Below are 25,565 nucleotides of genomic sequence, written 5' to 3' on the forward strand. Positions count from 1 at the left end.
GAACATGAACGGCGCATCGCTTCGTCATCAGCAACCCCAAGTACCCGGTCGCAAGCCGGTGCCGCGGGGTGCCAGTCGGATGGTGGCTAAAGAGCCGATGTCGGTGCGCTTGCCGAAAGCCAACTTTGGTTTCCTCAAGGCGCTGTTCTGGCCGGTGTTGCTGGTGGTACTGGGCTTCGGCACCTACGAGGGCGCACAGCGCCTGTTGCCGTATGCCGATCGTCCGATCACCAAGATCAGCGTGCAGGGCGACTTGAGCTACATCAGTCAGCAAGCAGTGCAGCAGCGCATCGGCCCTTACCTGGCGGCGAGCTTCTTCACCATCGACCTGGCTGGCATGCGTTCGGAGCTGGAGCAGATGCCGTGGATCGCCCACGCCGAAGTCCGCCGCGTATGGCCGGACCAGGTGACGATTCGTCTGGAAGAACAACTGCCTGTGGCCCGTTGGGGCGATGGCGCGCTGTTGAACAACCAGGGCCAGGCGTTCACCCCGCGTGAGCTGGCCAACTACGAACATCTGCCGCAGTTGTTCGGGCCGCAGCGGGCGCAACAGCAGGTGATGCAGCAATACCAGGCCTTGAGCCAGATGTTGCGGCCGTTGGGTTTCTCGATTGCACGATTGGAGTTGCGTGAGCGAGGCAGCTGGTTTTTGACCACGGGTGCAGGCAGTTCCGGCCCGGGTATCGAGTTGTTGCTGGGACGCGGCAACTTGGTGGAAAAGATGCGCCGCTTTATTTCCATCTATGACAAGACCTTGAAAGAACAGATTACGAACATTGCGAGCGTCGACCTGCGTTACGCCAACGGCCTGGCCGTCGGCTGGCGTGAACCAGTTGCGCCGACGACAGCCAAACCCGCTGTCGCGAAGAATTAAGAAGAGGCAGGACCCATGGCAAACGTGCAAAGCGGCAAAATGATCGTCGGTCTCGATATCGGCACCTCCAAAGTGGTGGCGCTGGTCGGTGAGGTCGGTGAAGACGGTGTTATTGAAATCGTCGGTATTGGCACGCATCCGTCCCGGGGCCTGAAGAAGGGCGTGGTGGTGAATATCGAGTCCACCGTGCAATCGATCCAGCGCGCCATTGAAGAAGCACAGCTGATGGCTGGTTGCCGGATTCACTCGGCGTTCGTCGGCGTTGCCGGCAACCATATCCGCAGCCTGAACTCCCACGGCATTGTGGCAATTCGCGACCGCGAAGTCAGCGCGGCTGACCTTGAGCGCGTACTCGATGCGGCCCAGGCCGTTGCGATTCCGGCTGACCAGCGCGTGCTGCACACCCTGCCGCAGGACTACGTGATCGACAACCAGGAAGGCGTTCGCGAGCCCCTGGGCATGTCGGGCGTTCGTCTGGAAGCCAAGGTTCACGTTGTGACTTGCGCCGTCAATGCCGCACAGAACATTGAAAAATGTGTGCGCCGCTGTGGTCTGGAAATCGACGACATCATTCTTGAACAGTTGGCTTCGGCTTACTCGGTACTGACCGACGACGAAAAAGAACTGGGCGTGTGCCTGGTGGATATCGGCGGCGGCACCACTGACATCGCAATCTTCACCGAAGGTGCGATCCGTCACACCGCCGTGATCCCGATTGCGGGTGACCAAGTGACCAACGACATTGCCATGGCGTTGCGTACACCGACCCAGTACGCCGAAGAAATCAAGATCCGCTACGCCTGCGCCCTGGCCAAGCTGGCCGGTGCCGGTGAAACCATCAAGGTGCCAAGCGTGGGCGATCGTCCACCGCGTGAGCTGTCGCGTCAGGCGCTGGCCGAAGTGGTTGAGCCGCGCTACGACGAACTGTTCACCCTGATCCAGGCTGAACTGCGCCGCAGTGGCTACGAAGATTTGATCCCGGCCGGCATCGTGCTGACCGGTGGCACCTCGAAGATGGAAGGCGCGGTCGAACTGGCCGAGGAAATCTTCCACATGCCAGTGCGCCTGGGCGTGCCCCATGGCGTCAAAGGCCTGGGCGACGTGGTGCGCAACCCGATTTATTCCACCGGTGTGGGCTTGCTGTTGTACGGGCTGCAAAAGCAGACCGACGGCATTTCCCTGTCGGGCCCGAGCATCCGTGACAGCTACCGCAATAACGACGACGAAGCCAAAGCACCGTTGTTCGAGCGTTTGCAGGCTTGGGTAAAAGGCAATTTCTAAAGATTTACCGCGACACCGCAACACAGCAGTAAGCAGTAGGCGAAAAAACTAGAGAAAACGAAAGGAGAGGGAACATGTTCGAACTCGTAGACAACATCCCCGCAAGCCCGGTTATCAAAGTAATCGGTGTCGGCGGTGGCGGCGGCAACGCTGTCAATCACATGGTCAAGAGCAACATTGAAGGCGTTGAATTCATCTGCGCCAACACTGATGCCCAGGCGCTGAAAAGCATCGGCGCGCGGACCATCCTGCAATTGGGCACAGCCGTGACCAAGGGCCTCGGCGCTGGCGCCAATCCGGAAGTCGGCCGTCAAGCCGCCCTGGAAGACCGCGAGCGTATTGCCGAAGTGCTGCAAGGCACCAACATGGTGTTCATCACCACGGGCATGGGCGGCGGTACCGGTACCGGTGCAGCCCCGATCATTGCCGAAGTGGCCAAGGAAATGGGGATTCTGACGGTTGCTGTTGTAACCCGTCCGTTCCCGTTCGAAGGTCGCAAGCGCATGCAGATCGCTGACGAAGGTATCCGTCTGCTGTCTGAAAGCGTCGACTCGTTGATCACCATTCCCAACGAGAAGCTGCTGACCATCCTGGGCAAGGACGCAAGCCTGCTGTCCGCTTTCGCCAAGGCTGACGATGTACTGGCCGGTGCCGTTCGCGGTATCTCCGACATCATCAAGCGCCCAGGCATGATCAACGTCGACTTTGCCGACGTACGCACCGTGATGAGCGAAATGGGCATGGCGATGATGGGCACTGGCTGCGCCAGCGGTCCTAACCGTGCACGTGAAGCCACTGAAGCGGCCATCCGCAACCCGTTGCTGGAAGACGTGAACCTGCAAGGTGCACGCGGCATCCTGGTGAACATCACCGCCGGTCCTGACCTGTCCCTGGGTGAGTACTCCGACGTGGGTAGCATCATCGAAGCCTTCGCTTCCGAGCACGCGATGGTCAAAGTCGGTACCGTTATCGATCCGGACATGCGTGACGAGCTGCACGTGACCGTGGTTGCTACCGGCCTGGGCGCAAAAATCGAGAAGCCTGTGAAGGTCATCGACAATACCGTTCACACCGGCCACAACAGTCACGCCAGCCAGCAAGCTGCCGCTCCAGCGCCTGCGCGCCAGGAACTGCCGTCTGTTAACTACCGTGATCTGGACCGTCCGACCGTGATGCGCAACCAGGCTCAGGCCGGTGCTGCGGCGTCCCGTAGCCTGAATCCGCAAGATGATCTGGACTATCTGGACATCCCGGCATTCTTGCGTCGTCAGGCCGATTAATGGAATGTATCAGGGCTATGAAGGTGATTGGTGTTCAGCAAAGGTCTGGTCTGCTATTATCGCCAGCCTTTGTTGATACCAGTTCGCAATTTGCGCTGAAGCGGTCCAAGCCATGATTAAACAACGCACCCTGAAGAATATTATCCGTGCCACAGGTGTAGGTCTGCACTCCGGGGAGAAGGTATACCTGACCCTCAAACCTGCACCTGTCGACACCGGCATCGTGTTTGTTCGTGCCGACCTGGACCCTGTGGTGCAGATTCCTGCTCGCGCGGAAAACGTTGGCGAAACCACTATGTCGACCACATTGGTCAACGGTGACGTCAAAGTGGACACGGTGGAGCACTTGCTCTCGGCCATGGCTGGCCTGGGCATCGATAACGCCTACGTCGAGCTCTCCGCGTCCGAAGTCCCCATCATGGATGGCAGCGCTGGTCCCTTCGTATTCTTGATTCAATCTGCCGGCCTGGAAGAACAGGACGCAGCCAAGAAGTTCATTCGCATTCTGCGGGAAGTGACAGTAGAAGATGGCGACAAGCGCGCTACCTTCGTCCCGTTCGAAGGCTTTAAAGTGAGCTTTGAGATCGATTTCGATCACCCGGTATTCCGTGACCGCACCCAAAGTGCAAGCGTGGATTTTTCCAGCACTTCGTTCGTAAAAGAAGTCAGCCGCGCCCGTACCTTTGGTTTCATGAGTGACATCGAGTACCTGCGCAAGCACAACCTCGCACTCGGCGGTAGCGTTGAAAATGCCATCGTGGTCGACGCGGATGGTGTACTGAACGAAGACGGCCTTCGCTACGAAGACGAATTCGTGAAGCACAAGATCCTCGATGCAATTGGTGACCTCTACCTGCTGGGCAATAGCCTGATAGGTGAGTTCAAAGGCTTCAAGTCGGGCCACGCCCTTAACAACCAGCTGCTGCGCAAGTTGATTGAGCAGACAGACGCTTGGGAAGTCGTGACCTTCGAAGATGCCAGCACTGCACCGATCTCTTACATGCGTCCCGTTGCGGCGGTGTAAGTAACAACTCTCTTTCTTTAGTTTTGAAAGGCTACCTTCGGGTGGCCTTTTTTTATGCCTGTAAAAACGACTATGGGTGGTCACGTAAGGGGCTAGCCTCGACTATGCGATTTCGCCCCGTGTGCTTGGCCTCATACAGCGCCTGATCCGCGCTGAGCAGTAGCACTTCCAAAGACGTGCGACTGTGTTTATCCCAAGTACTCATGCCGATGCTCACGGTAATCGGCCGCTCAGCACCGGTAACCCATGGCAAGTGCTCAACGCTGCTGCGGATTTGCTCGGCAATTACCCATGCGCCCTTGGTATCTGTATGCGGCAGTACTACCGCAAATTCTTCCCCGCCGTACCGAGCTGCCAGATCAGCAGGGCGACGGATGTTGTCTTCAATCACTTGGGCAACCGTGCGCAATGCCTCGTCACCGCCTTGGTGGCCATGGCGGTCGTTAAACGCTTTGAAGTGGTCCACATCAATCATCAGCAGCGTCAGCGGCTCGCTCGAGCGCTGCGCGCGCTCCCATTCCAGGAGCAGGCGCTGGTCCAGGGTGCGACGGTTCGCCAGGCCTGTAAGAGCATCGGTGGCTGCCAGTTCTGACAGCACCTGTTCGGCGCGATGACGGCGGCGCAGTTCCTTGCTCAACATCCAGGACAGCCAAAGTAGACCACTGCACAGTACACACGCCGCAAGGCTGATCAGCAGTGCGGCTCGCGTCCATTGGGCGAAGACTTCATCGGTAGACAGCGCCACAGCCACAATCAGCGGCAAGCTGCCGACGCTGGAGAACGTATAGAGCCGCTCCTGGCGGTCGACGCTTGAGACACCACGAAAACTGCCGTCTCGCTCCTTGAGCATGCGCGCTACATTGGGCCGCAGGCTCAGGTCTTTGTCGACCATATCAGGCTCCAACATGGGTTGCTGCGCCAGCAGGATGCCTTGGTGGTTGATCAGGTTGATGGTGCTGTTGGTGCCGATATTCAGGCTGCTGAACAGCTGATGGAAGTACGACAGGCGCATGGAAGCCACCGCGACCCCCTGGAAACGTCCGTCCTGCGCAGAAATGCGGCGGCTGAATGCAATACGCCACTGGTCGTCACACTCGCAGCGCGCCATGAACGGTCGGCTGATATACAGCCCGATGTCAGGGTTTGTGCGATGAATCTGAAAGTAGTCACGGTCGGCAAAGTTACCGGCCTTGGGCGTGAGCAGCGAAGAGTCCGCGACGACCTCGCCATGGGCGTCCAGCAGCAGGATATCGCCCTTGTACGGCGCGGCGGCAGAGCGGTCGAACAGCACCAAATGACGGATGCTGGCCGAGACGTCTTGCAAGTCGTTGCGCTCGGTGGCGGAGATTAGGCCTTTGAGGGTCGTGTCGTAGAGTTCGACATTGCGCAGCACATCGGCATCGATCAGTTGGGTGATGTTGTTCGCGGTGCGTTGGGCGGTCCGCAGGGTATTGGCATGTTCACGAATCAGCAGGCCAGTCACGATCGCCACGATCAGCAGGACCGTGAGGACGCTGCCCAGAATCAGCAAGCGTTCCGGGCGACGTGTTGGGCGGGAGAGGCTCGGGCTCATCGGACTTACTTCTGCTTCGAGGATGCCAATAGCGTAGTACTTGTCAGGCTTTGCCGGGGACAGGTTGTTGATCGTTCCCGCCCAAGCATGGGAGCGATCAAGGTCAGGGCGTGGCCGCCTCCATGATCCGATTTCGCCCAGTGTGCTTGGCCTCATACAGCGCCTGATCTGCAGTGAGCAACAACCCCTCCAGTGATATGTGGCTGTGTTTATCCCACGTACTCATGCCAATACTCACGGTAATCGGTCGTTCAGCGCCCGCTACCCGGGGCAAGTGCTCGACGCTGCTGCGGATAGACTCGGCAATTACCCAGGCGCCCTTGGCGTCGGTATGCGGCAGCACCACCGCAAATTCTTCCCCGCCATAACGTGCAGCCAGGTCGGCTGGGCGACGGATGTTGTCGTCGATCACCTGGGCCACAGTGCGCAATGCCTCGTCACCGCCGTGGTGGCCATGGCGGTCGTTGAAAGCCTTGAAGTGGTCTACGTCGATCATCAGCAGCGTCAGCGATTCGCTTGAGCGCTGCGCGCGGTCCCATTCCAGGCGCAAGCGCTGGTCCAGGGTGCGGCGGTTCGCCAGGCCGGTCAGGGCATCGGTGGCCGCGAGTTCTGACAGCACCTGTTCGGCGCGATGGCGGCGGCGCAGTTCCCGGCGCAGCATCCAGGTCAGCCATAACAGGCCAATGCAGAGCACGCCGGTGGCGCCACTGGTTAGCAGCGCGGCGCGTTTCCAGGGCGCGAACACATCCTCGCTGGACATAGCCACCACTACAATCAGCGGCAGCTCGCCCACATTAGTGAACGTAAAAAAACGCTCCATGCCGCTGATGGCGGAGATAGCCTGGAAGCTGCCGTCGCCCTCGCGAAGCATGCGCTTGAAATTGGGGCGATCGCTTAAGTCCTTATTAATCATGTCGCTTTCCAGCAACGGTTGCTGGGCCAGGAGAATGCCCTGGGTGTTCAGCAGGTTGACGGTGCTGCCATTACCGATGGTGAGGCGGTTGAACAACTGATCGAAATACGCCAGGCGCATCGTCGCCACGGCCACACCGGCAAACTCGCCGTTGGGCCCCGCTACTCGGCGACTGAATGCAAGGCGCCACACTTGATCGCAGTCGCAGTGGATCTTGAACGGGCGGCTGATAAACAGTCCCGCCTGACTATTTTGTTTATGGGCCTGGAAGTAATCACGGTTGGCGAAGTTGCGCGGCGTAGGCCGCAGGGTCGAGGAGTCGGCAATCACCGCGCCATTGGCGTCCAGCAATAGCACTTCGCCTTTGAAGGGCGCCGCGGTGGATTGATCAAACTGCACCAGGTGTTGGATATCCGGGGACACCTGCGTCAAGTCTTTGCGGGTGGTGGCCACAATCAAACCCTGTAAGGCCATATCGTAGAGTTCAACGTTGCGCAGTACATCGGCGTTGATCAGTTGGGTGATGTTGGTGGTTGCGCGCTTGGCCGCCTGCAGGGTGCTGGCGTGTTCACGGATCAACAACGCAGCGACGATAACTACAATCAGCGTGACAGTGAGGCCACTGCCCAGAATCAGCAGAAGCTCTGGGCGTGCAGGCAGGGTACGAGTGCGGGGTTGGCTCATCGCGCAGACTTCAGCAGGAAGATGCTGGCAGTTTAGATCTACGCGATGAAAATTAAATCATTGGTTAATAAGAAATATCAGCTCGTTAGAACACGTTAATCGGGTAGTCCACGATCACCCGGTATTCATCCACGTCCCGATCCACTGCCGAGTAGCCATTGCTCCCCCGGTTAGTCGCCCATTGCAGACGCACAGCCAAATCCTTGGCCTTGCCGCCCTGCACCACGTACTTCACGTCGATATCCCGTTCCCAATGCTTGGCGTCCTTGCCATCGGCGCTGTACCAGGTGCTGTAGCCGCGGCTGTTTGGGGCGACCTTGGTCAGGTCGGTCTTGCCGCTGATATAGGAGACGGCGGACGTCAGACCGGGCAGGCCGAGGCCAGCGAAATCATAGGCGTACTTGAGTTTCCACGAGCGCTCGTTAGGGCCGTTGAAGTCCGAGTATTGCTGGGAGTTGTCCAGGTAGATGCTGTCACCCTGGGTGATGTAGTCGAACGGTGTGTTGCCGTTGACCCGCTGGTAGGCGGCGGTGACGCTGTGGTTACCCACTCCCACGGTGAAATGCAGGCTGTAGGTGTTGTTATTGATGTTGCCCAGCAGCGACTGCCCGGTGTCTTGGGTGTGGTAGTAGTGCAGGCCTGGGTTGAGACTGACCAAGTCGTTCAGCGCGTAGGTGTAATCCAGGTCGTAGTAGTACTGATGCCATACATTTTTCAGTTCGGAGGCGTACAGGTTACTGGTCAGGCCCGGAACACCACTGAATGACACGCCGGCCCAATTCAGGTGCTGATTGTCGGCGTGGTCCGGCAGCGTACCGTAGCTGGTGCCGATGCGCCGGTGGCCGCTCTGGTTGTAGAGCTTGGTGAAGCTGGCCTGGCCACCTTCGATCATCCAACCGTCGAAGCTGTGGTTGGTCAGGCTCACGCCACGAAAGGTCTGCGGCAACATACGGGTCATGCCGCCGGCGATCACCGGGTTATTGAGGAACAGGTCGCCAGCTTTCAGCTCAGTGTCGAAGGCGCGCATTTTCAAGGTGCCGCCTGCGGTGGAGAACGATCCCGGAGCTTTGCCGTTGCCGGAGCCCACGGGCAGGATGCTGGAGCCGTCGGTGCCGCCACCGCCGTCAAGCTTGAGGCCGAGCATGGCATTGACGTCCAGGCCAAAACCGACCGTACCCTGGGTGTAGCCGGATTCGAAGGTGCCGATAAAGCCCTGGCCCCATTCCTTGCTGTCATCGGTGTGAATGTCGCGCCGGTCGCGGTTCATGTAGTAGTTGCGGGTATTGATCTTGAGGCTTGAGCCTTCGATGAAACCGTCGGTGGGAGTGGTGTCTGCCGCGTGGGCGAAAGGGGCGATCGTTGCTGCAATCGCTAGGAATAACGGGGTGAACGTCAGCGAGTTCTTCACCGGTGGAGCTCCTTTGGGTCAATCGAAAACGGCCAATGTCGTGGGGTGTGCCTGGCCTTTTTTATGGCAAAAAAAAGCCGCTGAAGTCAGCGGCTTTAAGACAGATTCCCAGTGTAGAGCCCTGGAAATAAGTCGAGGGGAATTGGGGTGAGCGGGGTAGCTGTCTTTGCCGTCGCGCTCATCGGTGCGTCAAAGTAACGCAGGTGGGCGGTGTGATATAGAGTGTAACAAGATAATGACTGTTGCCCAAATCGCAACAGTTTGAGTGGGTGGGGTCTTGTGTGGGAGCTGGTTCAGCGGGCACACCGAGCCACAGCGAGGTGCCGAGTGGTGGGGCAAGAGCCTTTTGGTTACTTTTGGGCTCCTTTCAAAAGTGACCCGCTGTAAAAGCGGAACCGATATCCGCCATCACAAAAATAACGGATATGCACACCGCCAAGCGGCATCACACCGGCAACGTAATGCCAAACGTATTCCCACCCCCATCACTGCGCACAAACACATCCCCCCCATGCATCAACGCAATCGCCTTGACGATCGCCAGCCCCAACCCATGATTCGCCCCACTGTTGCTACGCGACGCATCCACCCGATAAAACCGTTCAAACAGCCGTGGCAAATGCTCGCTGGCAATCTCATCGCCGGGGTTGGTCACTCCAATCGCCACCTGATGGTTCTGCACTTCAATGCTCACATCGATGACCTGCCCCGGCGCGGTGTGCTGCACCGCATTGCTCAGCAGGTTGATCAGTGCGCGGCGCAGGTGGGCTTTTTCGATATGCACCAAGGCATCCCCACGTACCCGAACTTTGACCTGGGCGTCCTCGAGGATGAAGTCCAAATAATCGAGGGTGGTCGCCACTTCATCAGCCAGGGAGCTCTCGATCAGCTTGGTAGCCTTACTGCCTTGGTCGGCGCTGGCGAGGAACAACATGTCGTTGATGATCGAACGCAAGCGTTCCAGCTCTTCAAGGTTGGATTGCAGCACCTCGAAATAATGCTCGGCCGAGCGCCCACGCGTCAGTGCCACTTGGGTCTGGCCGATCAAGTTAGTCAGCGGTGAACGCAGTTCGTGAGCCACATCGGCGTTGAACGATTCTAAACGCGAATAGGCCTGTTCCACCCGATCAAGCGTGGAGTTGAACGAATTGACGAACTGGCTCAGTTCCGGTGGCAACGGCGACAGGTGCAAGCGCCCGGAGAGTTTTGGCGGCGCGAGTTTCTGCGCTTCATCCGAGAGTTTGCCCAACGGCTTGAGGCCGATGCGTGAGACCCAGAACCCCAGCAGCGCCGCCAGCACCACGCCGACAAATGCCAGGCTGATCAAGGCGATCAGCAGTTGGTGCTGGGTCGCGCGAAAGTTCTCGGTGTCGATGGCAATCATGAAGCGCATGGGCGGGCGTTGTTCTTTGGCTGGGAACTGGCTCACCAGCACCTTGAACGGGTATTCACGCCCCGGCAGGCGCAAGTCACGCTTGCCGGTCGGCCCTTCGGCGAAGGCGCGAATCTGCGCATCGGGGTCGCCGTATTCGTAAGTAGGGTCACTGCTGACTACCCAGAACCGGATGCGCTTGTCTTCTTCACTCAACAGCTTGAGCTTGGCGGTGATTTTTGCCCAATGGTCCGGTGTGCCGAAGCGATTAACCGAAGATTCCAGCACGCTGTAGCGCGCATCCAACTCGGCGCCCGGCAACAACCCCAGGCCCCGGTCCACCTGCTGGTACAGCGCGCCGCCGATCAACACGAAGATCAACAGCGCCACCAGGGTGAACATGCCACTCAGGCGCAAGGCAATGGAGTTAGCCGACACTGCGGTTCTCCAGCACGTAGCCCATGCCGCGAATGGTGTGCAACAGCTTATGCTCGAATGGCCCATCGAGCTTGGCGCGCAGGCGTTTGATCGCCACTTCGACTACGTTGGCGTCGCTGTCGAAATTGATGTCCCAGACCATTTCTGCAATCGCGGTTTTGGACAGGATCTCGCCTTGGCGTCGCGCCAACACGCTGAGCAGCGAGAACTCCTTGGCAGTCAGGTCCAGGCGCAGGCCGTTGCGACTGGCCTTGCGGCTGATCAGGTCGATCCACAGATCAGCGACGGTGACCTGCACCGGTTCATGGCCGCCGCTACGGCGGGTCAGCGCTTGCAGGCGCGCCACCAATTCCAGGAAGGAAAACGGCTTGCCCAAGTAATCATCAGCGCCTTCGCGCAGGCCGCGAATGCGATCTTCCACGCGTTCGCGGGCGGTGAGCATGATCACCGGCGTCTGCTTGCGCGCACGCAGCGCACGCAATACGCCAAAGCCGTCGAGGCCGGGCAGCATCACGTCGAGCACGATCACCGCGTAATCGTTTTCCAACGCCAGGTGCAGACCCTCGATGCCTTCGCGCGCCACATCGACGGTGTAGCCTTGCTCCGTCAAACCGCGGTGCAGGTAGTCTGCGGTTTTTTCTTCATCTTCAATAATCAGGACGCGCATGACCCCGCCTCAGTGTGTGGTCGCCAGCTCAAGCGCTGGTTTGGGCCTGTGGAAAAACTTCTCAAGGTACAAGTATATGACCGGAGTGGTGAACAGCGTCAGCGCCTGGCTCACCAGCAACCCGCCGACCACGGCAATGCCGAGGGGTTGGCGCAGTTCCGCACCCGGGCCCGAGCCCAGCATCAGCGGCACTGCGCCGAGCAAGGCGGCGAGGGTGGTCATGATGATCGGCCGGAACCGTGTGACGCAGGCTTCATAAATCGCCTCCTCGGGCGGTAGCCCACGCACGCGTTGGGCGTCCAGGGCGAAGTCGATCATCAGGATGCCGTTTTTCTTCACGATACCGATCAGCAGCACCAGGCCGATCAACGCCATGATCGAAAAGTCCTGGCCCAGCAGCCACAACATGATCAAGGCGCCCAACCCCGCCGACGGCAAGGTCGAGATGATCGTCAGCGGATGGACGAAACTCTCATACAGCACACCGAGGATGATGTAGACCGCCACCAGTGCCGCGAGGATCAGCCAGGGCTGGCTGGCCAGCGAACTCTGGAACGCTTGGGCCGCGCCCTGGAACGTGCCGATCATGGTGGCGGGCATGCCGATTTCGTTCTTGGCCTGGTTGAGCATGATCACCGCATCGCCCAACGCCACGCCGGGCGCCAGGTTGAACGACAGGTTGGCGGCGGGGAACATGCCGTCATGGCTGATGGACAACGGCCCCACGGTCGGCGGGTCGACCTTGGCTACGGCTGATAACGGCACCATCTCGTTAGTGAGCGGTGAACGCAGGTAAAAGTAGTTCAGGCTTTCGGCCTTGCCGCGTTGTTGGCTGTCGAGTTCCAGCACCACTTGGTACTGGTTGATCTCGGTCTGGAACTCGTTGATCTGGCGCTGGCCGAACGCGTCGTACAGCGCCTGGTCGACGTCGGTGGCGGTCAGGCCGAAACGTGCGGCGGCCTGGCGGTCGATGCTGATGTGGGTGATGCTGCCGCCCAGTTGCAGGTCGTTGGACAGGTCGCGGAATGCCGGGTTGGCACGCAGTTTTTCGGTCAGGCGTTGGGTCCAGGTATTCAGCGTCGGGCCGTCGTTGCTCTTGAGCACATATTGGTATTGGGCGCGGCTGGGGCCGGAACTCAAGTTGATGTCCTGGCCGGCGCGCAGGTACAGCACGATCCCTGGCACCTTCGCCAATTTCGGACGGATGCGGTCGATAAACTGGCTGGCGGACACATCGCGGTCACCACGGTCCTTCAAGGCGATCCAGAAGCGCCCGTTGGCGATCGTCTGGTTGCTGCCGGTGACGCCCACCGAATGGGAAAATGCTTCCACTGCCGGGTCGTCCTTGACGATCTCAGCCAGGGCTTTGTGCTTGGCGACCATGTCCGGGTACGACACGTCGGCCGCCGCTTCGCTGGTGCCAAGCACAAAGCCGGTGTCTTGTACTGGGAAGAAACCCTTGGGGATAAATATGTAGCCGACCACGGCCAGGGCCAGGGTCACCACAAAGATCGCCGCCATGGTGCGTTGATGGGCCAGCGCGCGGCGCAGGTTGCGCGCATAGGCAGCGAGCAGGCGCTCGCTGAAGCCGGGTTTATCGTGGGCGTGATGGGTGGGCGCGCGCATGAACAGCGCGGCCAACGTGGGTGCCAACGTCAGCGAGACCACCACCGAAATCAGAATGGTCGAGGTGGCGGTCAGCGCAAATTCCTTGAACAGACGCCCGACCACACCGCCCATGAACAGCAGCGGAATAAACGCCGCCACCAGCGAGAAGCTGATGGACACCACGGTAAAACCGATCTCGCCGGAACCCTTGATCGCCGCTTCGCGTTTGTCGAGGCCGGCCTCCAGATGGCGGTGAATGTTTTCCACCACCACGATGGCATCGTCCACCACAAAGCCCACGGCAATCACGATCGCCACCAGGGTCAGGTTGTTCAGGCTGAACCCCATCACATACATCAGCGCGAAGCTGGCGATCAGCGACACGCCGAGCACGCTGGACACAATCATCGTCGCCGACAACTGACGCAGGAACAGCGCCATTACTGCTACAACCAGCAAGATGGCAATCAGCAGGGTGACTTCCACTTCATGCAGGGACGCGCGGATGGTCTTGGTGCGGTCGGTCAATACGCTGACCTGCACCGAGGCTGGCAACATGCCTACCAGGCGCGGCAGTTCGGCTTGAATACGGTCGACGGTCTCGACGATGTTCGCGCCGGGCTGACGTGAAATCACCAGGTTGACCCCGGGGGTATCCCCGGACCAGGCCTGGACGTAGGCGTTTTCCGAACCGTTGATGACTTTGGCGATGTCGCGCAGTTGAACCGGTGCACCGTTCTTGTAGGAAACGATCAACTGGCCGTATTCCTCCGGGTGAAACAGCTGGTCGTTGGTTGACAGGGTCGACACGCTGTTTTCGCCGTAAATCGCACCTTTGGCCAGGTTCAAACTGGATTGTTGGATAGCCACGCGCACGTCGGCGAGGGTCAGGCCGATGGCCGCAAGCTTGTCGGGTGAAGCCTGTACGCGAATCGCCGGGCGCTGTTGGCCGGTAATGTTGATCTGGCCGACACCGTCGATCTGGCTGATCTGCCGGGCCAGCAGGGTTTCTACGTAGTCGCTCAGCTCGGTACTGGGCATGCTGTCGGAGCTGACGCTGAGGATCAGCACCGGGCTGTCCGCCGGGTTGACCTTCTTCCAGGTCGGCAGGCTCGGCATGTCGCTGGGCAACTTGCCGGACGCGGTGTTAATCGCTGCCTGCACTTCCTGAGCGGCGGTGTCGATGCTTTTGCTCAAGGTGAATTGCAAGGTCAGCAGGCTCGAGCCCAAGGCGCTGCTGGAGGTCATTTGGGTCATGCCGGGGATGGCACTGAATTGCACCTCCAGCGGCGTTGCTACCGACGAAGCCATAGTGTCCGGGCTGGCACCGGGCAGGGTGGCGGTGACCTGGATTGTCGGAAATTCCGCTTCCGGCAGTGGGGCGACAGCCAGGCGCGGGAAGGCAATCAACCCCAGTAGCACCAGCGCGAAGGTCAGCAGCAGGGTGGCGACCGGGTGATCAACGCACCAGGCGGACGGCGAGCGGCTGCCGCTCATGGTTGCACCTTGGCGTCGACGGTCTGGATCACTTGTGGTGGCTCCTTGAGCACTTCCACCTGAGCCCCCGCTTTGAGTCGCGATTGGCCGTCACTGACCAACACGTCACCGGCTTGCACGCCCTTGATGATGTTCACATCGCTGTCTTGATAGGCCACCTGCACCGGCACTATTTCGACTTTGTCGCCGTTGACGCGGTACACGAAATGTGAGTCCAAGCCACGCTGCACCACGGTCGGCGGCACCACCAAGGCATTTTTGTCGACGGCGGTCTGGATCTTGATGGTCACCAGTTGCCCTGGCCACAGGCGTTGCGAGGCGTTATTGAATTCGGCCTTGGCGCGCAAGGTGCCGGTAGTGGAACTGATCTGGTTGTCGATCAGGCTCAAGTGGCCTTCACCGAGTAAGTCGCCGGTCTGGCCGTCGGTGTCGGCGCCCAGGTAGGCGTCGACGCTAGCCTGGGTGGGCGCCGCGATCAGGCCTTGCAAGGTTGGCAGCATTTGTTGCGGCAGGGAGAACTCGACGGCAATCGGGTCGATTTGGGTGACCGAGAACAGGCCTTGGGTATCGCTCATGCGCAGGAAGTTGCCTTCATCCACGGTGCGAATACCGACGCGACCGCTGACCGGCGAACGAATCTGGGTGTAGGAAAGCTGTACCTGGGCCGAGTCGATCGCGGCCTGATTGCCTTGCGCCGTGGCTTTGAGCTGGTTGACCAACGCTTGTTGCTGGTCGTAGGTCTGCTTCGACACGCCGTCATCGACGCTCAGTTCCTTGTAGCGCTTGAGGTTGACCAGCGCCACTTGCAACTGCGCCTGGCTTTCCCCCAACTGCGCCTTGGCCTGGTCGAGGCTGGCGCGAATCGAGCGGTCATCGATGCTCGCCAGCAGGTCACCGGCTTTGACCAGTTGGCCTTCCTTGACCAGCAGCTTGGTGAGGATGCCGTCAATTTGCGGGCGGATCACCACACTGTGCAACGACAGCACCGAGCCGATTCCACTGACAAACCGGGGAATATCCTGTTGCGAAACGCTCACCACCCGCACCGGGATTGCGCTCGACGCCGCCAATTTGGTCTTGGCCGGCCGGGTCAGGACCCAGGCTGCAATCGCCACGACCACGAGGGCACCCACAATCAGGGCGGTTTTTCGTTGAATGTGCATGGGGTGGGGCGCCGGGGCAAAGGATTGGGAGAATGAAGATTCTTTATAGCCCGCCAACCCGGTCAGCACAGTGACTGCTAACTGACAGCGCTGTCAGTAAAGTCCGACCATTCGTACAGGCGGTGGTTAAAGATCCGAAGCGCGCAGGTATACTGCGCGCCAGTGTGGCCTGCAAGTTGGCCCACCTCATTTTTTGCACGCCCCGGAGCTTTCATGACTTCCCCGACACAACCCCCTGTTGAAGCGGCCGACCTCGTCGATCCGGCCGGCGCTGAAAGCGTTGAAAAAGCCGAGATCCCGGCGTTCAAGTTTCCGTTCAAGCCGGGTGAGCTGGCCGGGGCCAAGAGTGCCCAACCTTGGTACAAGGGTGGCGCCAAGAACGGTCATACCAAGACGCCAGGCATGGCCCCACCGGGTACTCGCCGTTCGATGGGTAAACGCTGAGAGTAATAGGTCACGCACTGTGTCGACTTTTGCCTACAGCGCTCGTTGATATTTCTGCTTGTAGGTCTACGTCCGATTCTTGAAAGCTTGCACGGCATTTGCTCCGCCCCGGTGATTTCTCTCTGGGGTGTGGTGAGGCTGGTCTTTCTGGAAAAGGGCGTTCCTTGTGGCTTTGATACGCGTCGTTGTTGTGTGGGCCTTTTCGCTTTTGGCCGCTGTTTTCTGCATCGCTGCGGCCGCTGATGAACCACGGCGCGACATTCGTTTCGCCGTCGCAGCGCAATTCCCGCCCTTCCAAAGCCGTAATCAACAAGGCCAACTGGTGGGGCTGAATATCGACTTGGGCAATGCCTTGTGCCAACAGCTCAACGTGCGTTGTACCTGGGTCGATCAGGTCCTGGTCGAAAACTTTCCCGCCCTCGAGGCTCGGCAGTTCGATGCGATCATGGGCATGGCCCCCACCTCCATACGGCGCCAATGGGTAAGCTTCACCGACAATCTTTATCCGTTCACCACACGGTTGGTGGCCCGCAAAACATCGGGTTTGATGCCCACCGTACGTTCGCTCAAGGGCAAGCGAGTCGGCGTGTTGCTGGGGAGCAATCGCGAAGCCTTTGCTCGAGCGAAGTGGGCGCCGGCGGGCGTCATCATCAAGAGTTTCTGGCTCAACGATGAACTGACTCGCAGTCTGGTGGCCGGCAATATCGATGCGACGCTGCAAGGCACGGTGGAAATCCGCAGGGCGCTGCTCGACACTGCTGACGGCCAGGATTTCGACTTCCTTGGCCCCGCTGTTTCGGCCGAACTATTGGGCGACGGCGTGGCAATCGCAGTACGTAAACCCGATTCCGCTTTACGTGATGAACTCAACCACGCACTTGAACAGTTGATGCAGAACGGTGAGTACCTGCGGATCCTCAAGTCGTACAACCTGGATGAACCGCCTTCCGCTCCGTGACTGCCGTTTTATTGCACGGACCAGAACTGAATCGGCGTTAGGAGAGTGAAAAGTCGTCTACTGTTGCTTTGGGAATTCCCCTACGAAATAAACAGGCGTGTCGTAGTTAAAGACCGGTTTGTGCTTGTTAGAACGTTTGATGTGTTCGGGTCGTGAGTCGTTGAGCCCGGACGCCTCATACCACTTACGCACAGGACAAGTTTATGTCTACGACCACAAGAATGCTGGCGCTCGCCCTGGTTATGTTGGCTGGGACGGGATGCGCAGTGACTGCCCCTCCTGAAAAACCGTGGGAAAAGATTCGTCTCGGGGTAGAGGCGGATGTAGAACCGTTTGAGTACCGTAATGAACAAGGCAAGTTGGTGGGTTTGAATATTGACCTGCTTAAGGCTATTTGTGCTCAGATCAAGGCGAGTTGTGAATGGGTCGACCAACCCTACGCCACCAACATTACGGCACTTCAAGCCGGGCGTTTCGATGTAATCGTGCCCATGACGAAAACAACGGCGCGGGAGGAGTTCGTGACCTTTACCGACCCGCTCTATCCCCTGAAGAGCGCGTTGGTAGCCCGCAAGGATTCCGGCCTGCTGCCCGACCCAAATTCACTTAAGGGTGTAACGGTTGGCGTGTTGGCGAACACTGTTCGGGAAGCTTTCGTTCGGCAGGAGTGGGCCCCTCGAGGGGTGCTGGTGCGCAGTTACAATCTCAACAGTGAATTGATCAACGGCTTGCGAACCGGTCAAATTCAAGCAACTGTGCAAGACATCGTGGAAATTCGGACTGCGTTCTTAAACAAGCCTGAAGGCAACGACTACGCCATTGTGGGGCCCGCAATTGAAAATGAATTGCTGGGGGGCGGCCCAAGCCTTGCTGTTCGTAAAACCGACCCTGAACTGCGTGATGCGCTGAACAGGGGGCTGCAAGGCTTGAAAGATAATGGCAAATACCAGCCCATTATCGATCGATATCTGCCGTCCTCGGCAAGCAACCCTGAACCGGCCCAGATGATTTACACACCGGCAGACGGTGGTTTTCCTTTCTCGGAGACCGTGCAAGTCGGGAAAACTCTCTACATCTCAGGGATGTTGGGGCTTGATGACAAAGGCAATCTTGTACGCGGGGGCATTCGCGCAGAAACGGCCCAAGCTCTTGCGACCTTGCGCGACACCCTCAAGAAAAATGGCATTGGCATGGATCGCGTTGCCAAATGCACGGTGATTCTGGCCGACATCAAAGACTTCGCGGCAATGAACAAAGTCTATGCCAGCTACTTTCCGAAGGACCGCCTGCCTGCCCGGACGACCTTTGCCGCAGGCAAGCTGCTAGCGGATGCTCGGATCGAAATCGACTGTACGGCCAGCAAGTAACCCTAAGACGCCCGCAATGAAATAAATGCGTAGTTGGCCGGCACTTGGGTTGCGATCTGAGCGCCGGCATCCAATAGCTGCTCGGCGATGTCCATGCCGGACACATGAAACACCCACTCATTGGCCACGGATGGCTGATCAACCGCCAACTCGATCGCTTGGGCAAAGGCGTTCATATCCGGCAGGTAGGCAGTAAACCCGTCGCCCTTGAGCGCCGTGGTACGAATGCCCAGCAAGGCACACACTGCTTCTTTGGTTTGCACATCGTCGCGGTCGGCCTGGCGTGAGCGGCGAATCAACTCAGCCAGCTCCTGATCCATTAACTCGCCGCCCACGATCAGCGCTGGCCCCTGTTCCCAGGATTCCGGCGGGCAATCCTTGGCGGCAGGGTTCAGCGGAATATGCGGGTTGATCTCCATCGGATAGATACGACACACCAGCGGGCGACGTTCATAAATGCCGCAGCGGTTGTCTTCGTCAAGATTCCGGCAGCGTCCGGCGTTGTAAGCGGCAAAGGTGATTGCCACAAACGCCTGGGTATTGCCGCTGGGCACCACCACTGAACGGCGTTCGGCGTGTTCGCGTTGCTGCTGGGGCAAGCCCAGGCCGTTGCCGAGAAAACCTTCCACCAGAACAATGACGTTACCGCCGTCCGCCGCCCACTGTCGGGCTTCTACGAGGGTCAGGGGGACGTGGTGGTCGGTGCAGCATTTGCCGCAACCCACGCAGGAAAAGTGAGTATTCATGGAGGATCTGTCACCAGGCAAGGTCAGAGGGCACTCTTGAACCGTGACGGGTTTTTACCTCTGTCCACGGTTCAGGCTCAGTGGAAGCAAGTTATGCGCCAGTGCCTGTCAGTCCTCGGTCACCAGGTCGCGCAGCACAAACAGCATGCCCGTACTTTCATAGAGGTGACGGGCGCGCCTGTTGCTTTCCAGCACCTTGAGGTCGACATAGGGCTCCCCGCGCTGCTTGAATACGTGGAAGGTGTGCAGCAACAAGGCACGGCCCAACCCCTGGCCCTGTGCGCAAGGATGTACGGAGAGGTTCTTGATAAACGCGCTGGTCCAGCATTGGGCCACGCCGAGAATGCCGTCGGCGTTACTGGCCACCAGGCACAGCGTGGGGTCGAACTCGGCATCGGTGACGAACTGGCGGCGCCACTCATCGAGGTTGGCGACACGGCCACCGCCCTGTTCCTGGGTCATGCGCAATACTGCGTGAACCGCTGGCGCCAGCTCATCACGGTAATGATCCATCCGCGTACCCGCCGGCCACTGCGGCGCGGGCAGGCTGCCGGTGAGGTCGCGACGCAGCAGCTGGAAATACTCGGCCACCGGTTACAGGCCTTTTTGCGCCACGGTCTGGGCCGCGACGACCAGGCACTTGGTCAGCTCGGGTGAAGAGAACTTGGTGAGCACCGCGTCGGCACCCGCCAGGCGGGCTTTTTCGCTGTTCATCGCGCTGTCCAGGGAGGTGTGCAGCAGCACATAGAGTTCCTGGAAGTCCGGGGTTTCGCGCAAGGTGCGGGTGAGGGCGTAGCCGTCCATTTCGGACATTTCGATATCCGACACCACCACGTTGATCTGCTCGACCGTGCCTTGCAGCTCCAACAGCACGTCGATGGCTTCCTTGGCGCTGCGTGCGGTGTGGCAGGTCAAGCCGAGGTTGCGCAGGGTGTGTACCGATTGCTGCAGAGCGACCTGGCTGTCGTCCACTACCAGGATTCGCGCATTGCCCAGTACTTCCGCTTCTTCCATGGTCAAGTCGGTGGGCGCCGCTTCAATCGGTGCCGGGGCGATGCCGTGGATGACTTTTTCGATGTCCAGCACTTGCACCAGCCCGCCTTCAACCTGGGTCACCCCCGTGATAAACGCGCGGTTGCCGCCAGAACCGTACGGCGGCGGGCGGATATCGGTGGTCAGGCAGTGCACGATCTTGCTCACCGCCTGCACATGCAGGCCCTGCTTGGAGCGGCTGACATCGGTGACGATCAGGCAGCCACCGTTCGGGTCTTGCAGCGGCATTTCGCCCAGGGCGCGGCTCAAGTCGATCACCGCCAGCGAGGCACCGCGCAGGGTGGCGATGCCTTTGACGTGGGGGTGGGACTCCGGCAACTTGGTCAGCGGCGGGCAGGGGATGATTTCGCTGACTTTCAGCAGGTTAATGGCCATCAGCTTGCCGCTGCGCAAGGTAAAGAGCAGAAGCGAGAGTGAATCTGCGCGGGCTTTGGTGGTGGACATAAAAACCTTCTGTGGATCAGGGATGACGATCTATAGAGAGTTATCGACTTGGGGGAGCCAGGCTTTAACCGGATTTATGTGTCAGCCTTTCCACACCTGTGGGTTCACCAGATCCTGCGGGCGCTGGCCCAGCAAGGCGCTGCGCAGGTTTTCCAGGGCTCGGTTGGCCATGGCCTCGCGAGTTTCATGGGTCGCCGAGCCGATGTGCGGCAGGGTCACGGCATTGCTCAGTTGGAACAATGGCGATTCAGCCAACGGCTCCTTCTCGTATACATCCAGCCCGGCGCCGCGAATGCGCTGGGTTTGCAGGGCTTCGATCAGCGCCGGTTCATCGACAACGGGGCCGCGGGAAATATTGATCAGAATCGCACTGGACTTCATCAGCCCCAACTCGCGGGTGCTGATAAGGTGACGGGTTTTCTCGCTCAACGGCACCACCAGGCACACGAAGTCCGCTTCGGCCAGCAACTGGTCCAGGCTACGAAATTGCGCGCCCAGTGCCTGCTCCAGCTCTGTCTTGCGGCTGTTACCGCTGTACAGAATCGGCATATTGAAACCCAGGCGCCCACGTCGGGCCACGGCCGCGCCGATATTGCCCATGCCGACGATGCCGAGGGTCTTGCCGTGTACATCACACCCGAATAGCGGCGCGCCCACGCTGGCTTTCCACTGGCCGGCCTTGGTCCAGGCGTCCAGCTCGGCCACGCGCCGCGCACTGCTCATCAGCAGGGCGAAGGCCAGGTCGGCGGTGCTTTCGGTGAGCACATCGGGGGTGTTGGTGAGCATGATTCCGCGCTCGTTGAAGTACGGCACGTCGTAGTTGTCGTAGCCCACCGACACGCTGGAGACCACTTCCAGCTTGCTCGCGCCCTCGAGCTGCGCACGGCCCAGTTTGCGGCCCACGCCGATCAGGCCGTGGGCGTGGGGCAGGGCTTCATTGAACTGAGCGTTGATGTCCCCGCGCTTGGGGTCGGGCGAAATCACCTCGAAATCCTGTTGCAGGCGTTCGATCATTTGCGGGGTGACGCGGCTGAAGGCGAGGACAGTCTTTTTCATTGCAGGCGGGCTCATCGACTACGGGAGAATGCCAAGCAAGCTAACATTCCTGCCGACAATTGTCAGGGCGCCGCTGAACCAAAGTGGGCACTGTTCAAAATGTGGGGGTTGTCAGCTGGTTCTCTGAGTACATATCCGTTGTTTGGGTAACGGCGGCTATTGGTTACGCCCTTACGGCGTGTCACTTTTGAAAGGAGCCCAAAAGTAACCAAAAGGCTCTTGCCCCACCACTCGGCACCTCGCTGTGGCTCGGTGTGCCCGCACTCCGGCTTGAATCCGTGGGCCGCCGCGATGGGCCATCCCTGGCCCAGCGCGGCTAACCCGGCGTCCTGCCGGGTTACCCACGGATTCAAGCCTGCGTGCGGCCAGCGTGGTTAATGGGGCGCCTGAGATCAAGATCAAAAGCAGAGCACGGCGGCCTGAAAGTCGACCTGAGTGGTGTGAAGCAAAAGCCAGATCAGAAGCAGGGCAGAATGCAGTCATCCCTAATGTATGGAGATTAAAAATGTGGGAGCGGGCTTGCTCGCGAATGCGGTGGATCAGCCAATGAATCTGTTGACTGACCCACCGCATTCGCGAGCAAGCCCGCTCCCACATTTTTTACCGCTTTTGATCTACACCACTCAGGTCGGCTTTCAGGCCGCCGTGCTGTTGCTTTTGATCTTTTTGATCTTGATCTTAGGCGCCCCGTTAAACCACGCTGGCCGCAAGTAGGCACGGTGGAGCGGGGAAACCGGCAAGGATGCCGGTTTAGCCGCGCTGGGCCAGGGATGGCCCATCGCGGCGACCCGCGCAGCCGTGCCGGAGTGCGGGCACACCGAGCCCAGGCGAGGTGCCGAGTGGTGGGGCAAGAGCGTTTTGGTTACTTTTGCGCTGTTCAAAAGTGACCCGCTGTAAGAGCGGAACCCATTTCAGCCATACCCCAAACAACGGATATGTACTCAGCGGACCAACTGAAAACCACAGAGTCCAAGGCTGTGTAAATCTCTATGGCCATCGCAAGCAAGCCACACACACACATTGAACCGTTGTCGACTGATAGCAATCAGTTCGCAAGGCGAGCGCCGCCGACACTGCCACTCAACTCATACGCCGCCAACTCCGCCTGATGCGCCGCCAGAATCTCCGGCAACGAACCGCGCAGGTATTCCACCCACGTCTTGATCTTCGCATCCAGGTATTGGCGCGATGGGTAGATGGCGTACAGGTTCAGCTCCTGGGAGCGGTAGGTCGGCATCACCCGTACCAGCGTGCCGTTACGCAGTCCTTCGATGGCCGCGTACACCGGCAGCAGCCCAACGCCCATGCCGCTGGTGATCGCGGTTTTCATCGCATCGGCCGAGTTAACCAGGAATGGCGAGGTGTTAATGGCCACGCTTTCCTGGCCTTCGGGGCCATTGAAGGTCCACTTGTCCAGTTGGATCACCGGGCTGACCAGGCGCAGGCAGGCATGGTTGAGCAAATCATGGGGGCGATGGGCACAGCCCTTGGCCTTGACGTAGTCCGGCGAGGCACAGGCGATGCTGTAGGTGATGCCCAGGCGTTGGGAGACGAAGCCTGAGTCCGGCAACTCGCTGGCGAGCACGATGGACACGTCGTAGCCCTCGTCCAGCAGGTCCGGCACGCGGTTGGCCAGGGTCAGGTCGAAGGTCACATCGGGGTGAGTACGGCGGTAACGGGCAATCGCGTCGATGACGAAATGCTGGCCGATACCGGTCATGGTGTGCACTTTCAACTGCCCGGCGGGGCGCGCGTGCGCATCGCTGGCTTCGGCCTCGGCTTCTTCGACGTAGGCGAGAATCTGCTCACAGCGCAGCAAATAACGTTTGCCGGCCTCTGTCAGCGCGATGCGGCGGGTGGTGCGGTTGAGCAAGCGGGTTTGCAGGTGGGCCTCAAGGTTGGAGACCGCGCGCGAGACGTTAGCCGTGGTGGTGTCCAGTTGCACGGCGGCGGCGGTGAAGCTGCCGGCTTCGGCCACGCAGCTGAAGGCGCGCATGTTTTGCAAAGTGTCCATGGGGTGTTCTCAGGGGAGATAGCAAATTGTGACAGAAAGTTACGCCGTCCAGTGATCCCTACCAACGGATTATCGCTTGAACGGTAACAAAGATTCACAGGAATGCCAGCTTATCGTCCTCCATTGCGCCCCCTAGAATTGCGCTATCTCTCCCGCTTCACCATCTCAGGAATTCGCTTGCCGTGCCGCGTCGCATCAGCAGAGAGCTGAAGACTCTCAGTGTTTGGGCCTTATCGTTAGCAATCAGCGGCTGTATCGGAACCGGAGGAATCGCCCCCCAAGGCCAGGCCCTCAACGCCAATAATCTGGCCACCGACGAAGCAATCCAGAGCGCCGCCAGGGACGCCCATTGGCCTACCGCGCAATGGTGGCAAGCCTACGGCGACCCCCAACTCAACCGCTGGGTCGAACTCGCTACTCAAAACAGCCCAAGCATGGCCATGGCCGCCGCTCGGGTGCGTGAAGCGCGGGCCATGGCGGGAATTGCCGAGTCGGCCGAGTCTTTACAGGTCAACAGCGACACCACGCTTAAGCGCCACAACTGGCCGAAAGATCAGTTCTACGGCCCTGGCGAGCTGAGTGGTGCCAACACCTGGGACAACAGTTCCACACTGGGATTGAGCTACGCCCTTGACCTGTGGGGCCGCGAAAGCAACACCGCCGAACGTGCCGTCGACCTGGCGCATATGAGCGTCGCCGAAGCGCGCCAGGCCCAGCTCGAATTGCAGAACAACGTGGTGCGCGCCTACATCCAGCTGTCGTTGCACTATGCCAACCGCGATATCGTCGCCGCGACATTGGTGCAGCAACAGCAGATTCTCGACTTGGCCAATAAACGCCTGAACGCCGGGATCGGCACGCATTTCGACGTCAGCCAGGCCGAAACCCCGCTGCCGGAAACCCATCGCCAATTGGACGCCCTGGACGAAGAAATCGCCCTGAGCCGTAACCAGTTGGCGGCGTTGGCTGGCAAAGGGCCGGGGGAGGGGGCGCAACTTCGACGCCCGACGCTGTCCTTCGCGGCTGCGCTGAAGTTACCGTCGAGTTTACCGGCGCAACTGCTCGGCCAGCGCCCGGACGTGGTCGCCAGCCGTTGGCAGGTCGCCGCCCAGGCGCGTGGCATTGACGTGGCCCACGCCGGTTTCTACCCCAACGTCGACCTGGTCGGCAGCCTCGGCTACATGGCCACCGGCGGCACTATGCTGGGTTTTCTCGGCGGCCAGAAATTCAACTACAACGTCGGCCCGGCAATCACCTTACCGATTTTCGACGGCGGCCGGTTGCGTGCGCAATTGGGCGAGGCCAGCGCCGGTTATGACATCGCAGTCGCCAAGTACAACCAGACCCTGGTCAATGCGCTCAAGGGCATCAGCGACCAGTTGATCCGCCGCGAATCCATGGACAAGCAACAAGGCTTTGCTGCGCAGTCGGTGGCCTCGGCGCAGAAAACCTACGATATCGCGATGATCGCCTACCAGCGTGGCCTCACCGATTACCTCAATGTGCTGAACGCCCAGACCCTGCTGTTCCGCCAGCAGCAGGTCGAGCAGCAAGTGCAGGCTGCGCGCCTGAGTGCCCACGCTGAACTGGTGACCGCCTTGGGCGGCGGGCTTGGCGCCGGCAACGACGCTGCGCAAGACGCCAAGACCCTCCCAAGCAAGACCCCGGCGGCGCTCGCCGTGTTTGATCACTGAGTAGGAT

The 25,565-nt window shown here is 59.7% G+C and carries 20 protein-coding genes; 8 read left to right on the forward strand and 12 right to left on the reverse strand.

Features of this window, described 5'->3' with window-relative positions; all coding sequences use genetic code 11:
• Positions 1-4: 4 nt before the first annotated feature.
• The 4 genes from BFL40_RS22750 (at position 5) to lpxC (ending at position 4,459) form a co-directional block, all read left to right on the forward strand.
• Positions 5-874, forward strand: a complete 870-nt coding sequence (locus BFL40_RS22750) for a cell division protein FtsQ/DivIB (RefSeq protein WP_071486029.1) — start codon at positions 5-7, stop codon at positions 872-874.
• A 15-nt stretch (positions 875-889) separates the two neighbouring features.
• Positions 890-2,155, forward strand: coding sequence for a cell division protein FtsA (ftsA, locus tag BFL40_RS22755; protein WP_071486030.1), 1,266 nt, complete (start codon positions 890-892; stop codon positions 2,153-2,155).
• A gap of 74 nt (positions 2,156-2,229) precedes the next feature.
• A complete protein-coding gene (gene ftsZ, locus BFL40_RS22760; RefSeq protein ID WP_071486031.1) occupies positions 2,230-3,435 on the forward strand; it encodes a cell division protein FtsZ in 1,206 nt (401 codons plus the stop codon).
• A 112-nt stretch (positions 3,436-3,547) separates the two neighbouring features.
• Positions 3,548-4,459: a UDP-3-O-acyl-N-acetylglucosamine deacetylase gene (gene lpxC, locus BFL40_RS22765; RefSeq protein ID WP_003171886.1), complete on the forward strand. Its 912-nt coding sequence runs from the start codon at positions 3,548-3,550 to the stop codon at positions 4,457-4,459.
• 70 nt (positions 4,460-4,529) lie between these two features.
• On the opposite strand, the gene BFL40_RS22770 is transcribed toward lpxC, so the two are convergent.
• From BFL40_RS22770 to BFL40_RS22800, 7 genes are all read right to left on the reverse strand, one after another.
• On the reverse strand, positions 4,530-6,032 hold the full coding sequence (locus BFL40_RS22770) for a GGDEF domain-containing protein (RefSeq protein ID WP_071486032.1): 1,503 nt from the start codon (positions 6,030-6,032) through the stop codon (positions 4,530-4,532).
• A gap of 103 nt (positions 6,033-6,135) precedes the next feature.
• Entirely contained in the window at positions 6,136-7,629 is a 1,494-nt protein-coding gene (locus BFL40_RS22775; RefSeq protein WP_071486033.1) for a sensor domain-containing diguanylate cyclase, read from the reverse strand.
• An 85-nt stretch (positions 7,630-7,714) separates the two neighbouring features.
• Positions 7,715-9,037, reverse strand: a complete 1,323-nt coding sequence (locus BFL40_RS22780; protein WP_071486034.1) for an OprD family porin — start codon at positions 9,035-9,037, stop codon at positions 7,715-7,717.
• 445 nt (positions 9,038-9,482) lie between these two features.
• Complete coding sequence (locus BFL40_RS22785; RefSeq protein ID WP_071486035.1) at positions 9,483-10,847, reverse strand: heavy metal sensor histidine kinase; 1,365 nt, start codon at positions 10,845-10,847, stop codon at positions 9,483-9,485.
• Complete coding sequence (locus BFL40_RS22790; RefSeq protein ID WP_071486036.1) at positions 10,837-11,514, reverse strand: heavy metal response regulator transcription factor; 678 nt, start codon at positions 11,512-11,514, stop codon at positions 10,837-10,839. Before BFL40_RS22790 ends, BFL40_RS22785 begins: the two co-directional genes overlap by 11 nt.
• 9 nt (positions 11,515-11,523) lie before the next feature.
• Positions 11,524-14,619 (reverse strand): multidrug efflux RND transporter permease subunit, encoded by a 3,096-nt coding sequence (locus tag BFL40_RS22795; RefSeq protein WP_071486037.1) that lies wholly within the window; start codon positions 14,617-14,619, stop codon positions 11,524-11,526.
• Positions 14,616-15,782 (reverse strand): efflux RND transporter periplasmic adaptor subunit, encoded by a 1,167-nt coding sequence (locus BFL40_RS22800; RefSeq protein WP_071486038.1) that lies wholly within the window; start codon positions 15,780-15,782, stop codon positions 14,616-14,618. The genes BFL40_RS22795 and BFL40_RS22800 overlap by 4 nt, the downstream gene beginning before the upstream one ends.
• Before the next feature lie 213 nt (positions 15,783-15,995).
• Here BFL40_RS22800 and BFL40_RS22805 point away from each other — a divergent pair, with 213 nt between their 5' ends.
• The 3 genes from BFL40_RS22805 (at position 15,996) to BFL40_RS22815 (ending at position 18,551) form a co-directional block, all read left to right on the forward strand.
• The gene (locus tag BFL40_RS22805; RefSeq protein WP_071486039.1) at positions 15,996-16,226 is read left to right on the forward strand and encodes a hypothetical protein; all 231 of its coding nucleotides are present in this window, start codon (positions 15,996-15,998) and stop codon (positions 16,224-16,226) included.
• Positions 16,227-16,392: 166 nt separating this feature from the next.
• Positions 16,393-17,184 carry a transporter substrate-binding domain-containing protein gene (locus tag BFL40_RS22810; RefSeq protein WP_071486040.1) on the forward strand — a complete coding sequence of 264 codons (792 nt, stop codon included), beginning with the start codon at positions 16,393-16,395 and terminating at the stop codon, positions 17,182-17,184.
• Between the two features lie 203 nt (positions 17,185-17,387).
• The gene (locus BFL40_RS22815) at positions 17,388-18,551 is read left to right on the forward strand and encodes a transporter substrate-binding domain-containing protein (RefSeq protein WP_071486041.1); all 1,164 of its coding nucleotides are present in this window, start codon (positions 17,388-17,390) and stop codon (positions 18,549-18,551) included.
• Positions 18,552-18,553: 2 nt separating this feature from the next.
• On the opposite strand, the gene BFL40_RS22820 is transcribed toward BFL40_RS22815, so the two are convergent.
• The 5 genes from BFL40_RS22820 to BFL40_RS22840 form a co-directional block, all read right to left on the reverse strand.
• On the reverse strand, positions 18,554-19,297 hold the full coding sequence (locus BFL40_RS22820) for a YkgJ family cysteine cluster protein (RefSeq protein WP_071486042.1): 744 nt from the start codon (positions 19,295-19,297) through the stop codon (positions 18,554-18,556).
• A 108-nt stretch (positions 19,298-19,405) separates the two neighbouring features.
• Positions 19,406-19,888, reverse strand: coding sequence for a GNAT family N-acetyltransferase (locus BFL40_RS22825; RefSeq protein ID WP_071486043.1), 483 nt, complete (start codon positions 19,886-19,888; stop codon positions 19,406-19,408).
• Positions 19,889-19,891: 3 nt separating this feature from the next.
• Positions 19,892-20,794 (reverse strand): chemotaxis protein CheV, encoded by a 903-nt coding sequence (locus tag BFL40_RS22830; protein ID WP_071486044.1) that lies wholly within the window; start codon positions 20,792-20,794, stop codon positions 19,892-19,894.
• An 81-nt stretch (positions 20,795-20,875) separates the two neighbouring features.
• Entirely contained in the window at positions 20,876-21,850 is a 975-nt protein-coding gene (locus BFL40_RS22835) for a 2-hydroxyacid dehydrogenase (RefSeq protein ID WP_071486045.1), read from the reverse strand.
• Between the two features lie 1,045 nt (positions 21,851-22,895).
• Positions 22,896-23,864: a LysR family transcriptional regulator gene (locus BFL40_RS22840; protein WP_071486046.1), complete on the reverse strand. Its 969-nt coding sequence runs from the start codon at positions 23,862-23,864 to the stop codon at positions 22,896-22,898.
• Between the two features lie 182 nt (positions 23,865-24,046).
• Here BFL40_RS22840 and BFL40_RS22845 point away from each other — a divergent pair, with 182 nt between their 5' ends.
• Complete coding sequence (locus BFL40_RS22845) at positions 24,047-25,558, forward strand: efflux transporter outer membrane subunit (protein WP_071486047.1); 1,512 nt, start codon at positions 24,047-24,049, stop codon at positions 25,556-25,558.
• Positions 25,559-25,565 lie beyond the last annotated feature (7 nt).

The sequence above is a fragment of the Pseudomonas costantinii genome (assembly GCF_001870435.1).
Taxonomy (GTDB): domain Bacteria; phylum Pseudomonadota; class Gammaproteobacteria; order Pseudomonadales; family Pseudomonadaceae; genus Aquipseudomonas; species Aquipseudomonas costantinii.